Origin of the sequence: Novacetimonas pomaceti (assembly GCF_003207955.1) — a bacterium.
Taxonomy (GTDB): domain Bacteria; phylum Pseudomonadota; class Alphaproteobacteria; order Acetobacterales; family Acetobacteraceae; genus Novacetimonas; species Novacetimonas pomaceti.
The window spans coordinates 1-16,746 of record NZ_NOXG01000031.1 but is presented as its reverse complement, the minus strand read 5'-3'; the positions used below and the strand labels follow the sequence as shown (position 1 = coordinate 16,746).

Sequence of the window (16,746 nt, the reverse complement as noted above, 5' to 3'; positions counted from 1 at the left end):
AAGCAGAATATCGTCAATATTCCAGATCGGGCTCCTGTGGGATGACTGAATTCTACAAAATGACCCGAAATTGCCTCAAGTGTGAGAAATCCGCGTCGAGGGCAGGTTGAGCAGGAAGTAGGACCACAGGAAACTGGATGAAACCCAGCCCATCTGCACCGGGGTGAGGGAAAATTCCCTGCCCATCGTGGGCAGGGCGATGGAAAGCGCGGCACGGTCGCCATAGCTGATGGCGTACATCAGGAACACGAGAAAGAAGAACACGTAGCGGGCGGGAATTGCGCGCCTGCTTCGGGCCTGGGTGGGGATTTCACCTGTTGTCACGGTCCGGGGCTCCTGATGTGCCATGGATTTACAGGAAGGGAAGGGCGCATTGCGCGCGGACATGTATTCAGGGCGGGGTGCCCGTGGCCGCATCCATTGTTCCTTCGGCCACGGCCTTGCGTTTCGCGGGGCGGTCGTGGCGCAGCATCCAGACGCCGGACCCGATGATCAGCAGCCCGCCGATCACCATCGCGCCACCGGGGATCTCCCCAAATCCGAACCATCCGATAAGCGCGGCCCACAGCAGCCCTGAATAGGCAAACGGGCCAATGGCGGAGACCTGCGCGGATGCGAATGCTTCGGTCTGCAGGACCTGCGCGATCCCGGCGAAAGCCCCCACGGCGACAAGGCACGCAGCCTCGCCCAGGCCGGGCGTGGTCCAGATGAAGGGAAGGGGCAGCGCGGTCATGCCCGTCATCAGGATGGCCTGCCACAGGGCGATCGTGGTGCTGGCTTCCGTGGCGGAAAGCTGTCGGATCTGCATGGTGGTCAGGGCGCCCACCGCGCCCTGGGCCAGTGCGACGAAATAAGCCCAGTACGGGACGGCGGCACCAGCGGCGGTGACAGCGCCATGCAGCAGCCCCTTGCCCAGCGCGACCACGACCACGCCGGAAAACCCGATCGAGACCGCAACCCATCGCTGGAACGATGGCCGTTCATGCAGGAGCGGGATGGAAAGCAGCACAAGGAACAGCGGCTGCGTATAGGACAGGACCTGCTGTTCCGCCAGCGAAAGGCGCGTTACGGTTATCACGACCATGATCATGCTGATCAGCCCGATGACCGAACGCAGCACGTGACCGCCAAAATGATGCGTTTTAAGAACGATTCCCGTGCGTGCGGCGATCAGCAGCACAAAAGGCAGCGAAAACAGGTTGCGGAAGAAAATGATTTCAAGGGCGGGAAGGGTCGATCCCGTCAGTTTCTGCAGGGCATTGAGGGCGGCGGTGAAAAATGTCGCGGATGCCAGAAGTAATGCGCCACGTTTCAGGTCATGCTTCATTCTGTCCGTACCTCAATGCACGACATGGACGGGGGCGCTTTACGATGGATCAATGCCGGCCATAACCCCTTGGGCGTTTCACGTTACGGCATCGTAACGCAGGGCGCGCAATCCACGTTATAGAAGTTCGTTGCGGGGCAATAAGAAATTCTTATGGCTGTGGAGCGGATCAGTCCATGATCTGGCATGCCGGGGTCAGCACGCCGCCACTGGCCTCGATTTCCGCGCGGATGGCCCGGGCGAGTTCCACGGAACCGGGTGTATCGCTGTGCACCAGGATGGACTGGGCCCTGACCGGCAGGCGGACACCATCGATGGTCGTGACGGACCCGTCCTGCAGGAACTGGTTCACGCGCGCGCGCACCTTTGCCAGGTCATGGATGACGGCACCCGGCTGTCCACGCGGCACCAGCGTGCCCTGTGTCGTATAGGCCCGATCGGCCAGGAAAAGGGTCTGCGCCCGCAGCCCGGCCTTGGCTGCGGCGCGCTCGGTCGCCTGGCCGGGCATGCAGAATACGCTCAGGTCACGGTCCAGCGCGGCAATGGCGCGGGTCAGGCGCAGGGCAAGGCCTTCATCCGCATTCGCCATGTTGCCAAACGCGGCATGGTAGCTGACATGCGTCACCCGATGGCCGTGGCGTGCTGCAATCCCCTGCAGGGCGCCGATCTGGTAACACAGCATGGATTCCATGTCCGCGTCCGAAACGGCCATGGCGCGTCGCCCGAAACCGATCAGGTCCGGCAGGCCGGGATGGGCGCCGATCCCGACCCCCTTTTCCTTTGCCAGCCGCACGGTGCGGTCCATGATGGCGTAGTCACCCGCATGGAAACCACAGGCGATATTGGCCGAGGAAACCGTATCCATCAGCCCGTCATCATCAGCGATACGCCAGCGGCCAAAGCCCTCGCCCATGTCGGAATTGAGGTCGATCTTCATGCCTTGTCTCCTGACTTCGCGCCTGCCTTGCCCCCGGCGCGACGATGGGCGGAACTGCGATAGTGGGCAGCCATCATGCGCAGGTCATCGAGATAGGCATTGACCGGCCGCATGGCCGCCACTCCCTGTTCGAAGCTGCATTCGTGGAACTGGATGCGCGTGCCGATGCGCGCCTGCGCCAGATGCCATAGGTCAGCCTCGATCACGGTGGCGATGCGGGGATAGCCGCCCACGGTATTGGCATCCGCCAGCTGCACGATCGGCTCGCCCGCTGGCGGGACCTGCACGATGCCGGCGACCACGCCATAGGAACGCAGCTCAACCTTGTGACGCAGCGTAAGCGGCTCGCCCGACAGGCGGTAGCCTACGCGATTGCTCTGCGGCGTGATGCGCCAGTGGACGTGCCACAGCCGCTCCTGTGCCTCTGGCGTAAAGAGCGCGTAATCGGTCGCGGGCATGGCGCGCAGGTGAATCAGCCGGGCGTCATCCGTGTCGGTCGCGGCATCGAGTGCCACGGCGGGGGGCAACGCGCCGTATCCCGCGGCATCAAGGACGATGTCACCACCGCGAAGCGTGTCGCCAGCCTCCAGAGGGCGGCCATCCAGCCCGCCGAATCCCCCGCGCAGCTGCGTGCTGCGCGAACCCAGCACGACCGGGACATCAATCCCGCCCGCGATGCAGATATAGCCACGCGCGCCCTGCCGGGGTGGTCCCACGCGCAGGACCTGCCCCGCCGTCGCCGTTTCGACCATCCATGGCAGGATGGCCCGGCCGTCGAGTTCGATTTCGGCGTCGATCCCGGTCACGGCAAAACTGCCCGCGGTGTCAAAGCGCAGTACGAATGGATAGGTCTGCAGTTCGATGCAGGCATCATCATCCTGATTGCCCAGCAGGATGTTGCCCACCCGCAGGGCGATGGGATCCATTACGCCCGATGTGCCCACGCCCAGGTTGCGGTACCCGGGGCGTCCCAGATCCTGCACCGTGTTCAGGGGCGATGTTTCAAGGATCGTAATCACAGCTCTATGCTTTCCGGATAAAAGCGGATGCGATCGCCAACGGCAAACAGGGCGGGCGGCTGCCTGTACGGATCGAACAGGCGCAGTTCGGCATAGCCGATGGAATTCCACCCGTTCGGCCCGGTCAGCGCGGAAATGCCCGCCTGCATGCCGCCGATGATGACGGTCCCGGCCGGCATGTTCAGCGATGGCACGGTCTTGCGCGGGGTCGCGATGCGCGGGTCCAGCCCATGCAGGTAGCCAAAGCCCGGCGCGCTGCCGATGGCGCAGACCGTGTATTCGCCGCCATGGTGGATTGCGATGACCTCTTCCGGCGGCAGGCCCGCATGGGCGCATACGGCGGCAAGGTCCCCGCCCAGTGCGCCGCCATAGCGCACGCCGATGTCGAACAGGCGCCCTTCGATATGCCGTTCAGGCAGGGTGTCCCAGGCGTGGCGCAGCCATTCGGCCACGGCCTGCGGGCTTTCGGGCGGGGCGGAAAAGATCAGCATGAGGTTGGTCACGCCGGGGATGAGTTCCTGCACGTCCGGACGGCCCTGTAGCGCGTCCATCAGCGCCCAGATCCGGCGCTGTTGCGCCATGGTGAAGTCACCCGGCGCCTCGAACAGCATGGCGCGGGTGCCGATCATGCTTATGGCAGGGGCCGTGCCCGCGCCGTGTCCCGCCTCGTTCTTCATGTCCGTGTTCAAAATACACAGTCCCCGCAACAGTGCCGGCTTATATCCTGCGAATGGCTGGCTTCGGAATCAAACCGCAACCGTAACAAATAAGGATTTTGCGGCATGTGGACGCCTGTTGTGAAAATATGGTCGTTTCCGTAATGATGACCAGTGCAATTCTGGCTGTGAGGCCATCGGATAATCTTATGGATCAATGCGATAACCGGCCATCGCAATTTGTTATGGCGTGAGAACGAAGTGTTGTTGGTGCGGTTTTGACGCATTGGGTAGCATGCGACGATCATGTTGCCGGCCGGTGTTTTTTCGGGGGCGCGTGGCGTTATTTTTACTGTTTGGGATCGGGTTTTCCATCATGGGCCATCAGCCGTACCGCACCGCACTTGTCACTGGCGCTTCCTCTGGCATCGGGGCGTCGATCGTCCGCCGCCTGGCCGGAGAAGGGATCGAGGTGCACGCCATCGCGCGTGACGCGGCGCGGCTTGAGGCACTGTCGCGCGAAACCGGATGCGTCGTGCATGCGCTGAGCGTGTCGGACCAGGCCGGGCTCGAGGCCCTGATGAAGGGGCTGGAGGTCGACATCCTGGTCAACAATGCTGGGCAGTCGCGCACGGGTAACATCACCAACACCACGGTGGAGGATATCGACGCGCTGGTGGACGTGAACCTGCGCGCGGTGCTGCAGCTGACGCGCCTTGTCCTGCCGGGGATGATCGAACGCGACCGTGGGCATATCGTCAACATCACCTCGATCGCCGGGCATTACGCGTTCGCGGGTGGCAACACCACCTATCACGCGACCAAGGCGGGGGTGCATTCGCTGTCGCAGCAGCTGCGCTGTGACCTGTTCGGCCGGCACATCCGCGTGACCGAGGTTTCGCCCGCGCGGGTGGAAACCGAAGTGTTCGGCCGCCTGATCGGAAACATGGAAGAGGCGAAGAAGCGTTTTTTTGATGAGTACGATTCGCTGCTGCCCGAGGATATCGCCAATGCGGTGGCCTTTGCGGTGATGTCGCCGCAGCGCATGAATGTCAGCTTCATGGAAGTGCTGCCGACCATGCAGGTCGTGGGCGGCCTGAACTTCGCCAAGAAGACATCCGGACCGGCGTGAGGGACGTGGACCTCGCATATGTCAGGCGGCTGATCGACCTGCTGGCCCATGCCCCGGTGACGGAGCTTGAGGTGGAGGAAGGCGGCTGCCGCATCCGCATCACCCGCGCGGGCGCGCAGGCTGCGGCCACGCCCGCCGGGGGGATCCCGGTCCCCGGTCCCGATTTTGTCCCTGCGCCGGATGTTCCCCGGGCGGCGGCGGACGTCCCGGCGGACACGGCGGATGGGGTATCCGGTGGGGACGGGGCGGTCATCACGGCCCCGTCCTATGGGGTGCTGCACCTGTCGCCCTCTCCGGGCGCGGCGCCTTACGTCACGGTGGGGCAGGACGTGCGGGTCGGACAGGAAGTGGCTCTGGTCGAGGCGATGAAGGTCTTTGGCGCGGTCCGCGCGACTGTGGCGGGCAGGGTCGCCGCCGTCCTGGTGGATGATGGCGCCGAAGTGGAGGCAGGCACCCCCCTGTTTCGGCTGGCATGAGCGGGACCCCACGTTTCAGCCGGGTGCTGATCGCCAATCGTGGCGAAATCGCCCTGCGTATCCAGCGCGCGTGCCGCCAGCTCGGGCTGGAAACGGTGGCCGTGCATTCCGCGGCCGACGCCGACAGCCGCCATGTGCGCGAGGCCGACATCGCCCTGTGCATCGGTCCCGCCGCCGCCGCGCGCAGTTACCTCGACCCCGACGGCATCCTGCTGGCGGCGCGGCTGACGGGCGCGCAGGCCATCCATCCCGGCTATGGCTTCCTGTCGGAAAATGCTGATTTCGCCGATGCAGTGGAAAAGGCAGGGCTTGCCTTCATCGGGCCGACGGGCGCGTCCATCCGCATGATGGGCGACAAGATCACCGCCAAGCGCGCGATGCGCGAGGCCGGGGTGCCCTGTGTCCCCGGTTCTGACGGGCCGTTGCCCGCCGACATGGACGCGGTCAGGGCCATCGCGCTGGAGGTGGGATTTCCCGTCATCGTCAAGGCTTCGGGCGGTGGCGGTGGACGCGGCATGCGCGTGGTCGAGCGCGAGGCCGACCTTGCGCAGGCGGTCGCCCTTACGGCGGAGGAGGCGCGGCAGGCCTTTGGCAATCCGACGCTGTATCTCGAGCGTTTCATGCAGAAGCCGCGCCATGTGGAGATCCAGGTCCTGTGCGATACGCACGGCACGGCGCTGTGGCTGGGGGCGCGTGACTGCTCGTTGCAGCGCCGCCATCAGAAAGTGCTGGAGGAAGCCTCGGCGCCGGGCATCGCGCCGGAGATGATCGCGCAGATCGGCGAACGCTGCGCGGAGGCATGCCGGCGCATCGGCTATCGCGGCGCGGGCACGTTCGAGTTCCTGTATGAAGACGGGGTGTTCGCCTTTATCGAGATGAATACCCGCGTGCAGGTCGAACACCCGATTACCGAGGAGACGACGGGCATCGACATCGTGGCCGGGCAACTGCGCGTGGCGCAGGGCGATCCTCTGGGCATCGCGCAGGCGGATATCGTGCTGCGGGGGCATGCCATCGAATGCCGCCTCAATGCGGAGGACCCGTTTACCTTCGCGCCTTCGCCAGGCACCATCACGCGCTGGGACCTGCCCGGCGGGCCGGGCATCCGGGTCGATACGCATGTCGTGGCGGGCTATGCGGTGCAGCCCTATTACGACTCGCTGATCGGTAAGGTCATCAGCCACGGCGCGACCCGTGCGGAGGCGATTGCACGGATGCGCGTGGCGCTGTCGGAAATGCGGGTGGAGGGGGTTTCGACCAACATCCCCCTGCATCTGGACCTGCTGGCGGATCCGGCGTTCCAGCAGGGCGGGGTGGATATCCATTACCTTGAACGCTGGCTTGCGCAAAGGACGGCATCATGAGCAATCGCTCCGAACATCTGCTGCCCCCTTTTGAGAAGCTGCCGGCCCCCGAGGACATCGAACGGATTGCGCAGTGGCTGGCGCAGGCGGGGCTGGAGGGGCTGGAACTGTCGAACGCGGCGGCAGGGCTGAAGCTGCGCATCCGCGTGGGACAGGGCGCGGTTCCTTGCGTTGCGCCCCCTCGGGACGATGCTGGCGCGGATGCCAGGGTTGGCACGGTCGCGGTGACTGCCCCGTATTTTGGCCATCTGTGCCTTGCGCACCCGTCGCGCGATGCATCGTTCGCCCCGGTCGGGGGCAGGGTGGGGAAAGGGGATGTGGTGGCGCTGCTGCGGCTCGATACCCTGCTGCTGCGCGTGGTCGCCCCGGTGGCGGGCACGGTGACGGAGGTCGCGGGTCAGCCCGATGCGCTGCTGGGTTATGGTGCGGAGATCATGCGCATCCGTCCTGACTGAGGGCATGCGTCAGGACCGTTCATGAAAAAGCCGGGGCTTCCTTTTGGAGAGCCCCGGCTTTTTTGGTTCGGATCCACGTGGTTGTTTGAAAACCCGTATTTGATGTATCCTGAAAATTAGCGAGATGTTTTGGGAAATATTTTTCAGCCCTATATCTGTATAAAAATATTCCTGTCAAATATTCATAATGATTACTAATGATGTTGCCCAGATTGCCGAAGATGCAATGATAGAGGTATTCACGATCAAACCATAAATGTTTGGGCTTTCAATATGCGGAAAATTCTTATTTTTAAGATAAAAATACAAAATGGCATATATGGCCATTGTAGATAGCGTCAGGCCGATCCGGTTCGCTGGAAACCTAATGAAGTTATAAAGGTTTTTGGTGAAGCTTTTTGCAAAAAGCTTCAAAAGGACGCCGCCTTTTTGGAAAAAGGCGGCACCCAAAAACTTTTATTATTTTTGATCGGCAGAGTATTTCAAACGGGTTTTTACTTCAGGCCGTCGACGAAGGTCGCGATCCGGCGGCAGCCTTCGCGCAGGGTGGCCGTGTCGGTGGCGTAGGAAATGCGGAAGAACGGGCTCATGCCATAGGCCGCTCCCTGCACCGACGCCACCTGTTGTTCCTCCAGCAGTCCCATGACGAAATCGGCGTCGGTGGCGATCAGCCGCCCGCCGGCAGAGGTCTTGCCCATGCACCCGCTGATGTCGGGATAGACATAAAAGGCACCCTGCGGCGTATGGCACTGCACGCCGGCAATGGCATTGAGCAGGCCGACCACAAGGTCGCGCCGGGCCTGGTACTCGGCCGCGCGGGCCTTGAGAAAATCCTGCGGACCGTTGAGCGCGGCAATGGCCGCCGCCTGCGCCAGCGTGTTGATGCCACTGGTTGACTGGCCCTGCATGTTGTTCATGGCCGCGATCAGTTCGCGCGGCCCGCCGCAATAGCCCACGCGCCAGCCGGTCATGGCATAGGCCTTGGACACGCCGTTGACGGTCAGGACGCGCGGCTTCAGGCGGGGTTCGACCTCGGCAATGGTGCAGAAGGCAAGACCGTCATAGATCAGGTGTTCATAGATGTCATCAGTCATGATCCACACCTGCGGGTGCTTCAGCAGGACGGCGGCGATGGCCTCCAGGTCCGCGCGGGGACAGCACGCGCCGGTCGGGTTGCCGGGGAAATTGAGCACCAGCCATTTTGTCTTGGGCGTGATGGCGGCATCAAGCGCCTCGGCCGACAGGCGGAAGCCGCTTCCGGCGGGACAGGGCACGGGCACGATGCTGGCCCCGGCAAGGCGGGCGATGTCGGCATAGCTGATCCAGCTTGGCGTCGGGAGCACGACCTCGTCGCCCGGATTGATAGTGGCCATCATCGCGTCAAAGATGATCTGCTTGGCGCCGTTTGCCACCAGGATTTCGTCCAGCGCGTAATCAAGATGGTTTTCGCGCTGGAACTTGTCCTGCACCGCCTTTTTCAGCGCGGGCTTGCCATCCTGCGGCGGGTATTTCGTATCGCCCGCCCGTGCTGCGGCGATTGCTGCCTCCACCACGTGTTCAGGCGTGGGAAAGTCCGGTTCGCCCGATGACAGGCTGACAATCCTGACCCCTTCCGCCTTCAGCACCGACGCCCTGTCGGTCATCGCGGCGGATGCCGAAATCCCGATCCCATCCAGTCGATCCGCAAACCCAGACATCAGCGCTCATCTCCATTTTCTAAAAGCCCATCATTCACCTAAGGCCTTTTCCCCCCTTCTGGATACCGACGAAAATCGTCTGGCCCCATACAACAATCATATGAGGGAAAGAGGTGTCCCGGCCCCTAGGATCGATGGGAAGGCAGGGATGGCGCGCGTTCAGGCAAGGTTTTCTGGTCGCAATGATCCGTGTCTGTGGCATTATTTGAACGTGGATGGATCGAAATGACCAATATGCCTCCCCCAGCGACAGCTTCCGCGAACCGCGCACCTGTGGGGCAGGCCGGGCCTGCGGCAGGGGAGGAAGCCGTGTGCGGAGGCCGTATCGAGCGCGACCTTCTGGGGGAAGTCACGATTCCGGCTGGCGCGTTATGGGGCGTGCATACAAAGCGTGCGCTGGAGAATTTTCCCATCAGCGGCACGCCAATCGGCACGTTCGGGGAACTGGTGCATGGCCTGGTGACCGTCAAGCAGGCGGCGGCGCGGGCCAATCTTGCACTTGGGTATCTGGACCGCACGCGCGCCGACGCCATTGATGCCGCATGCCGTCAGATACTGGCCGATCCCGCCTGTCGCGATCAGTTCGTGGTGGATGCCATGCAGGGCGGGGCGGGGACCTCGACCAACATGAATGCCAATGAGGTCATCGCCAATGTCGCCCTTGTACTGATGGGTAAAAAACCGGGTGCGTATGCCGTGCTGCATCCCAATGACCATGTCAACATGGCGCAGTCCACCAATGACGTATATCCCACGGCGCTACGGTTGGGCCTGTTGCAGGCGGTTGATCCGCTGCTCGCTGCGCTGGAGGGGCTGCGTGACGCGCTGGATGAAAAGGCCAGGGCTTTTGACGGGATCCTGAAGGTGGGTCGCACGCAGTTGCGTGATGCCGTTCCCATGACATTGGGGCAGGAATTCGGGGCATTCCGCGCGGCCATCGCCGCTGAAATCAGAAGCGTGAAGGAACATGCCGCGGCTTTCGAACAGGTCAACCTGGGGGGGACGGCCATCGGGACGGGCCTGAATACGGACCCGCGTTATGCCCCGGCCGTCATGGCGGAACTGCGCCGACTGACCGGGCGGCCGATGGTCGGTGCGCCCGACCTGATCGAGGCGACATCCGATGTCGGGGCTTTCGTCCTTTTTTCCGGGGCGCTCAAGCGGCTGGCGCTGAAACTGTCAAAGATGTCCAGCGACCTGCGCCTGCTGTCCAGTGGGCCACGGACAGGGCTGGGCGAAATCGTGCTGCCGGCGGTGCAGGCCGGATCCTCCATCATGCCGGGCAAGGTCAATCCCGTCATCCCGGAGGCCGTCAATCAGGTGGCCTATCTGGTGGCAGGCCATGACATGACCATTACCATGTGTGCCGATGGCGGGCAGCTGCAGCTTAATCCGTTCGAGCCGATGATCGGCTACTGCCTGTTTACCTCTGTCAGGATACTGCGTGCGGCGGTCGAAACCCTGACGACGCGGTGCATCAGCGGCATCACGGCCGACCGGGAACGCTGCCGGTATCTGTCTGACATCAATATCGGGATCGTCACGGCGCTGGTGCCGGTTCTGGGCTATGACACATGTTCGGCAATTGCCAGGCGCGCCCTTGCCGAAAACCGCAAGGTGACGGACCTGATTGCGGAGGAAAAGCTGCTCTCTCCCCAGCGTCTTGCGCAATTGCTGCGTCCGGACGCGCTGACCACCCCGAACGTGGGGCGGCAGGCGGGATGATCCGTCAGGCGGAAGGGCGCGTTCCCGGCCAGTTATGCGAAGCGGCCATTGCCTTCGCCAGGTCGATGAGCAGTTCGCGCACCGCAACCGATGCTTCCGTCTCAGGAATGATTTCGGGAACGCAGAGCGACACGTCCTCCTGAATGATCGGGTTGTGCAGCGGACAGATGCATGACTTGCCCGGCACGACGATCCGGCTGGCGACGGACCATGGCAGGATGGTGCTGCCGATGCCTGCCTCTATGGCGCCCTGAAGGGTGATCAGCGCCTCGATTTCGGCGACGATGCGTGGCGTCAGCTGCTTGCGCATGAAGGCCATGTCCACGCTCTTGCGCACGAAGTTATGCGCGGGCGGCAGGAGCAGCGGGGTGTCGGCTATGTCCGCCAGCTGCACGGCCCCGGTCTCATCCTTGGGGAATTCCAGCGACTGGGGCGCCAGCAGGAAGAATTCTTCCTTCATCAGGGGGGTAAAGATCACCCCTTTGATCGGCCCGGCACCATGGATGACGGCCATGTCCAGCCGTCCGGTCATGATCAGTTCGCTGTAGATGTCATCAAAACTTTCGGTCAGGTGCAGCGTAATATTGGGCAGGCGTTCCCGCACGAGCTGCAGCAGCTTGACCGATAGCGTGGACCCCGCGCTGTAGGGGGACAGCCCGACCGAGACCTTGCCCACCAGAGGCCCCGCGCCCCGGGTGATTTCAACCATGGCCCGGTCGAACTGCTTGGTCAGGGTCTGCGCGTGCCGGTACAGCTCCATCCCCGCCGTGGTGGGCGTGACGCCGCTCTTGCTGCGGATGACGAGCTTCTGCCGGAAGGCATTTTCAAGTGTGGCCAGTTGTTGGCTCAATGCAGGTTGGGCAATGTTGAGAAGGTCGGCCGCGCGCGAAATGCTGCCGAGGTCGATGATTTTAACAAAAGCCTGCAGTCGCCGTATATCCAACTGGAACTCCATGATTTTTATGGGGTAAAGGCTTTACTCTATTGATAATACATATTTTTCTTTGATTGTCAATAATATTGCCCTCTGCCGGGGCCGACGTTCGGGAAAGCCGGCATGTCCTGAGCGCGGCTTCCCGCGTGGAGGCGGATCCGGTTTCGAAACAAGTCAGAAGATACTTGAGATTCTTCTGGAGAAGACGCAGTCGTTTCAAAAAATACGAATAATTTCAATTATATGATCGTATTTTTCAGAAAAAGAATCTGCTATGGCGCGCAACATATCAATAATCCATATGACGCCAAATCATAACGAATACGCATCATAACCTTGCGCATATTCGTTACGGACATTCGGCGAGTTCCAGGGGGAATGCAGATGGCGGGCCTATCAAAGCGGAAGTTATATCTGGCGGCGGGGGTAGCTTTCGGCACGTTTGTGCCGGTGGTGGGCAAGGCCGCGACGACGACGGTTGCCGCCCCTGGGACGCATTACAAGGCGGATGCCCGCAAGAAGGCGACGTCGCCAGGACACGCCCCACAACATGCCAGGGCTGCGGGACAGATTGTCGCCGCCAGGCCGGAAGTCATCAATGTAGGCGGGCATTCGACAAATTCCGTGTTCTCGCCCGGGGCGGCGCGTCACAGCACCACGCAGGTGACGGTCGTTACGGGTGAGGAACTGCTCAAGACCGGGCAGAGCAATGTGCTGTCCGCGCTGGCGCAGGCCAATCCGGCCATCACCACCGCGGCCCTGCCAGGCGGTGGCGCGAGTTCCTTTGTCCAGACCATGCAGCTGCGTGGCCAGTCACCAGACGATACGCTTATTCTGGTGAACGGCCACCGCCGCCATATCGGGGCCAACTTCAACTCCAACGCGGGCACCAACTGGGGCAGTGAACCGGCCGATATCTCGCTTATACCCATTACCGCGATCGACCATATCGAGGTCATCACCGAAGGGGCGTCGGCGTTGTACGGACAGGACGCCATCGCGGGCGCCGTCAATATCGTGCTGAAGCGTGACACGCACGGGGGCACCATCAATTTCAAGAACAGTGGCTATTACGCAGGTGATGGTCAGGCGCTTGACGGGTCGGCCAATTATGCCATGGCGCTGGGGAACAAGGGCGGCTACCTTGATCTGGCGGCGCAGGTTACCCATCAGCTGCCGACAACCCGGGGTGGTGATTTCTATGGCACCATGTTTGCCGATCCCGTCCGCAATGCCACGGCGGACCGCGACGTGCAGCGCGGGCTGGGCCTGCCCAAGAGCACGCTTGAGACCCTGAGCGAAAACATGTCCATTCCCGTGACGCACGGGTTCAGTTTCTACAGCACGTCCACCTTCTCGCACCGTCGTGCCAACGTGCCGGAAACGTTCCGGGCGAATTCGGGGTCGGATATCTGGGTCAATCCGTCACTTTATCCCAATGGTGACCAGCCCTACATCACCATGGACCAGTATGATTTCGAGACGGATAACGGAATCCGCGCGCGCAAGCTCGGTTTCGCGTGGGATGCGTATGTAACGTATGGACGTGACGAGCAGACATACGGAACCAAGGATTCCGAAAATGCGTCGCTGACGGGGGATGCTTATACTTATAACCCGACACAGACATCCTTTTATGATGGCAAATCGATTTCCTCCGAACTGACGGCCGGGCTCAAGGGATCGCGTTCGTTTCATACCGGTCTTCTGCCACGGGATATCAACCTGAAATTCGGGGCGGAATATCGTCACGATACCTTCCAGATGACCGAAGGCGAGACCGCGTCATGGGGCGGGCAGGGGGCGACGGATCACCCCGGCAACGTGCCGATGGCGGTTACGAACCAGAACCGTGACGTCTACGAAGGTTTCATCAACCTTGATTTCTACATAACGAAGAAGTGGGAATGGACATTGGGCGGTCGTGTCGACAGCTACAATAACCTGGCCACTGTCGCGACCGGGTCGGTTGGCACGCGCTACAACTTCAACAAGCGTTGGGCGATCCGGGCCAATATCAATTCCGGTTATCGTCCGCCGACGCTGGGTGAAATGTCCTATTTCTATTCCGCGCCCTATCCCGGTTATACCGTGGATCAGGTGCCGGCCAACAGCGCCATTGCCAAATACCTTGGCGCGGGCAACATGAAGGGTGAATATTCCCGCAGCTATACGATCGGGCTTGATGCGACACCCGTGAATGATTTCCATATCACGGGCAACCTGTATTACATCGCGATCAATGACCGTCTGGGCAGCACGCAGTCCTATACGGTCAACCAGAACGACACCACGCTGAAGGAACTGCTGGCGCAGGCCAACATCTCAAGCGCGACATCGCTGTCATACTATGCCAACCTCTATAATACCCAGACGTTTGGCGGGGACCTGAGTGCCGATTATACCCTGCATACGCGCGGGTTCGGCAAGTTCCGGTTTGCCATGGGCATCAATTTTTCCGATAACGAAATACGTTCCGCCCGCAGCAATCTTGTGAATGAATACACAAAGGAAATGGTGCTGCATTCCGCTCCGAAAAACCGGGAGCAGATCAGCATGAACTGGCAGTACAAGAAATGGTCGGTGTTCGTGCAGGAAATGCGTTATGGCTCCATTACCTACATGGCTGCGCCGACCGGCCCGGGTTCCGTGCCGTTTGAACAGAACCCGGCCTTCATCACCAATGTCGAGGTCAATTACAAGCCGGTTCCGCGTTGGACCATCGGGGTGGGCGCCAATAACATCGGTAACAAATACCCGACCCGCATTGCCAGTTCGATTGCCAATTCGCAGCAGGGGCTTGCAAAATATGCCTCATACTCTCCCTATGGGTTCAATGGCGGCATGTATTATGTCAAGACATCCCTCGATTTCTGAGGGATTTCCTGAAAAGCGTGAAATGTTGCAACCGGTGGCTGGCAGGCAGTGCGGCATGCAACATGTGAAGACGATGGGATGAAGGACTGCGGGTGCTGATGCATGGCGTTATTACGTCCTGAACAGTCCGCGGCCTTGCCTGTCCCACGCGAAAGATCATCCGGCGATCTGGTGACGGGGCCGTGGAACAAGGCCGCATTATGCACGAATGATCTGGCGGCTTCACGGGCCGGTCCTTCGATCGATGCCGTCTCGGCCGGGTTTTCCCATCCGTATCACTGGCCGATATGGGTCAGTCTTCTTTTTTCATCGTATCCTGAATGACGGCAGTCAGACGACCGCCACATGGCGTTTTGGGTCTTGTCCCTTATTCTTCGCCTGTATGGGCCATGATCCCTGCCTGATTGCATGGTGTCGTCATGTTCGCAACCAATGCATAAAGTAGGCTGGGGCATGCATGCCGCCCGAATGGTCGGGATTGCTAAAAGGTCGTGCGTCACAAGTCGGATTTCCTGTCAGTTATCATCCGCAGCACGTCTTTGATAAATGCGCTGTAACGCGGTTCAGCCACGCATCATCATGCCATCGGCTGGTTGGCCGGGCGCATGTTACCCGTCGTCCATATTACCGGATGCTCCATTCCCCGATGAACATGTCAGGTGGGAGTATTGCGCACATGCGCCAGGCATAAAGCGTGGATGGTACAAAAATATTTGTTGTGAATTTTTTAAGACAGTTACGTGAATTAAAGATGAAACGTAATTTGTTCTGTGTAAATTAAGTAATGAATTTGATAGATGGGCTCCATCAAGATTCATTATGGAATGCCCCATGGCAATGAAGAAATTTTTACTGCTGAGTGCTGTCTGGGTTTTCGCGTACGAGGCCCCTGCAATTGCTGAAGAAAAGTCTGACAATCGTCAGGAGGGGCAGAAACGGGCCGGAGTGGCGAAAACAAAAAGCCATGCCGACAATACGAAATCAGGAAGCGAAAAAATCGCCGTCCTTTCGCGGCGCAAGGTGGCGGGCGGCGGCATGATGGTAAAGCATACCACGCCCAAGACAGTCAGTTCGCTCTCGCATGATTACATTGCCATGCAGTCGCCCACTTCAACGATCGAAACCCTGATCCAGAACCTGCCGGGCGTTGTCTCCGCCAGCGAAGGGCCTCTGACGACATCCTTTTCGACCATTCATATCCGTGGCATGGCGCAGGCGGAAATCGGTGTCACGCTGGAAGGGATGCCTGCAGCCAACCCGTTTACATACAGTACCTATACGCCCTCCCTCGTCGATAGCGAGAATATGGGGCAGGTCAATGTCATGCAGGGGTCGGTTGATATCAATTCCCCGACCTATAATGCCACGGGCGCCGAGATCTCAGCCTCGATACGGCGTCCTTCCGACCAGCAGAACATATATGTCGCCGCGTCTGGCGGGTCTTATGGGACAAACAAGGATTTCATCCGCTACGATACGGGGGAAATCGGGCATTCCGGCGTGCGTGCCTTTGTCTCCGGTTCATATTCGCGCAGCGACATGTGGCGTGGGGAGGGGGACATACGACGCTGGCATGTGGATGCCGCGCTTACAAAAAACTGGTCGCAGGGAAATGATTCCGAAGCGATATTCGGTTTTACGCAGGCGGCACAGGGCGAATGGCTGTACCCATCCATGGCGAACTGGAAAACGTATGGCGTCAATTACGGCCTGAATGACCAGTATTCCGCAGGGGATACACATTATGTCGGCCTGAACGGTAAAAATACCGGGGCGATCTATGGCGCGCTGAAAAATCATTTCAGTTTCGGGCATGGATTGAGCCTGGATGCGGAAGCATATTCCGTCGAATTCCATGGCCCCTACTATTACGGGGAAAGTGTTCCCGTTTCGAACGGGTATGTCGGCGCGGAAAAATATGCACATCTGGACGATTATCAGAATCTGCCGGGATACAATCCGGCCAACAGCAAATTGACATCCGTCGAAGTTTCGAATTGGTACACAATTTCTTCCGGGCTGACGCTTGTGGGTCATTGGAAGCACAGGTTCAACGCGGAAATCTCACAGAAGGGTTGTACATCGGGTTAGATTATGAAAAAGTCTGTTTTGCACAAAAGAAATTTTCGTAAGCTATAAGAAAACCC

13 protein-coding genes and 1 pseudogene are annotated in these 16,746 nt (G+C 60.4%); 7 read left to right on the top strand and 7 right to left on the bottom strand.

Translation table 11 applies throughout. The features are described from left to right. Positions 1-93: 93 nt before the first annotated feature. The 5 genes and pseudogenes from CFR71_RS16995 to pxpB all read right to left on the bottom strand — a co-directional run. Positions 94-324: pseudogene (locus tag CFR71_RS16995) on the bottom strand (MFS transporter); the annotation flags it as partial. Between the two features lie 67 nt (positions 325-391). Beyond that, positions 392-1,327, bottom strand: a complete 936-nt coding sequence (locus tag CFR71_RS13755; RefSeq protein WP_110531916.1) for a DMT family transporter — start codon at positions 1,325-1,327, stop codon at positions 392-394. Between the two features lie 169 nt (positions 1,328-1,496). After that, the gene (locus CFR71_RS13750; protein WP_110531914.1) at positions 1,497-2,264 is read right to left on the bottom strand and encodes a LamB/YcsF family protein; all 768 of its coding nucleotides are present in this window, start codon (positions 2,262-2,264) and stop codon (positions 1,497-1,499) included. After that, positions 2,261-3,283: a 5-oxoprolinase subunit C family protein gene (locus tag CFR71_RS13745; protein WP_110531912.1), complete on the bottom strand. Its 1,023-nt coding sequence runs from the start codon at positions 3,281-3,283 to the stop codon at positions 2,261-2,263. Before CFR71_RS13745 ends, CFR71_RS13750 begins: the two co-directional genes overlap by 4 nt. Beyond that, on the bottom strand, positions 3,280-3,960 hold the full coding sequence (gene pxpB / locus CFR71_RS13740; protein WP_110531926.1) for a 5-oxoprolinase subunit PxpB: 681 nt from the start codon (positions 3,958-3,960) through the stop codon (positions 3,280-3,282). Before pxpB ends, CFR71_RS13745 begins: the two co-directional genes overlap by 4 nt. A gap of 355 nt (positions 3,961-4,315) precedes the next feature. Between pxpB and CFR71_RS13735 the strand changes: the two genes are divergently transcribed. Genes CFR71_RS13735 through CFR71_RS13720 form a run of 4 tightly spaced genes read left to right on the top strand, consistent with a single transcriptional unit; the run spans position 4,316 to position 7,366 of the window. Further along, entirely contained in the window at positions 4,316-5,071 is a 756-nt protein-coding gene (locus CFR71_RS13735; protein WP_110531924.1) for an SDR family oxidoreductase, read from the top strand. Between the two features lie 5 nt (positions 5,072-5,076). Further along, complete coding sequence (locus CFR71_RS13730) at positions 5,077-5,547, top strand: acetyl-CoA carboxylase biotin carboxyl carrier protein (RefSeq protein ID WP_110531910.1); 471 nt, start codon at positions 5,077-5,079, stop codon at positions 5,545-5,547. Next, positions 5,544-6,911, top strand: coding sequence for an acetyl-CoA carboxylase biotin carboxylase subunit (accC, locus tag CFR71_RS13725; protein ID WP_110531908.1), 1,368 nt, complete (start codon positions 5,544-5,546; stop codon positions 6,909-6,911). The genes CFR71_RS13730 and accC overlap by 4 nt, the downstream gene beginning before the upstream one ends. Then, on the top strand, positions 6,908-7,366 hold the full coding sequence (locus CFR71_RS13720; RefSeq protein WP_110531906.1) for a biotin/lipoyl-containing protein: 459 nt from the start codon (positions 6,908-6,910) through the stop codon (positions 7,364-7,366). The genes accC and CFR71_RS13720 overlap by 4 nt, the downstream gene beginning before the upstream one ends. 494 nt (positions 7,367-7,860) lie before the next feature. On the opposite strand, the gene CFR71_RS13715 is transcribed toward CFR71_RS13720, so the two are convergent. After that, on the bottom strand, positions 7,861-9,063 hold the full coding sequence (locus CFR71_RS13715) for a pyridoxal phosphate-dependent aminotransferase (protein ID WP_110531904.1): 1,203 nt from the start codon (positions 9,061-9,063) through the stop codon (positions 7,861-7,863). Positions 9,064-9,288: 225 nt separating this feature from the next. On the opposite strand from CFR71_RS13715, the gene CFR71_RS13710 reads away from it, so the two are divergent. Beyond that, positions 9,289-10,788, top strand: a complete 1,500-nt coding sequence (locus CFR71_RS13710; protein ID WP_110531922.1) for an aspartate ammonia-lyase — start codon at positions 9,289-9,291, stop codon at positions 10,786-10,788. 4 nt (positions 10,789-10,792) lie between these two features. Here the strand turns inward: CFR71_RS13710 and CFR71_RS13705 are convergent, their stop codons facing one another. Continuing rightward, positions 10,793-11,731, bottom strand: coding sequence for a LysR substrate-binding domain-containing protein (locus tag CFR71_RS13705; protein ID WP_165832118.1), 939 nt, complete (start codon positions 11,729-11,731; stop codon positions 10,793-10,795). Positions 11,732-12,106: 375 nt separating this feature from the next. On the opposite strand from CFR71_RS13705, the gene CFR71_RS13700 reads away from it, so the two are divergent. Both CFR71_RS13700 and CFR71_RS13695 read left to right on the top strand, forming a co-directional pair. Beyond that, positions 12,107-14,599, top strand: a complete 2,493-nt coding sequence (locus CFR71_RS13700) for a TonB-dependent receptor plug domain-containing protein (RefSeq protein ID WP_110531920.1) — start codon at positions 12,107-12,109, stop codon at positions 14,597-14,599. Between the two features lie 945 nt (positions 14,600-15,544). Continuing rightward, on the top strand, positions 15,545-16,690 hold the full coding sequence (locus tag CFR71_RS13695) for a TonB-dependent receptor plug domain-containing protein (protein WP_239020424.1): 1,146 nt from the start codon (positions 15,545-15,547) through the stop codon (positions 16,688-16,690). Positions 16,691-16,746: the final 56 nt, after the last annotated feature.

Bases quoted from the DNA above. Each gene is read 5' to 3' on its own strand.
- CFR71_RS13720 (WP_110531906.1), top strand. From the start codon at position 6,908: ATGAGCAATCGCTCCGAACATCTGCTGCCCCCTTTTGAGAAGCTGCCG.
- CFR71_RS13710 (WP_110531922.1), top strand. From the start codon at position 9,289: ATGACCAATATGCCTCCCCCAGCGACAGCTTCCGCGAACCGCGCACCT.
- accC (WP_110531908.1), top strand. From the start codon at position 5,544: ATGAGCGGGACCCCACGTTTCAGCCGGGTGCTGATCGCCAATCGTGGC.
- CFR71_RS13735 (WP_110531924.1), top strand. From the start codon at position 4,316: ATGGGCCATCAGCCGTACCGCACCGCACTTGTCACTGGCGCTTCCTCT.
- CFR71_RS13715 (WP_110531904.1), bottom strand. From the start codon at position 9,063: ATGTCTGGGTTTGCGGATCGACTGGATGGGATCGGGATTTCGGCATCC.
- pxpB (WP_110531926.1), bottom strand. From the start codon at position 3,960: ATGAAGAACGAGGCGGGACACGGCGCGGGCACGGCCCCTGCCATAAGC.
- CFR71_RS13755 (WP_110531916.1), bottom strand. From the start codon at position 1,327: ATGAAGCATGACCTGAAACGTGGCGCATTACTTCTGGCATCCGCGACA.
- CFR71_RS13750 (WP_110531914.1), bottom strand. From the start codon at position 2,264: ATGAAGATCGACCTCAATTCCGACATGGGCGAGGGCTTTGGCCGCTGG.
- CFR71_RS13700 (WP_110531920.1), top strand. From the start codon at position 12,107: ATGGCGGGCCTATCAAAGCGGAAGTTATATCTGGCGGCGGGGGTAGCT.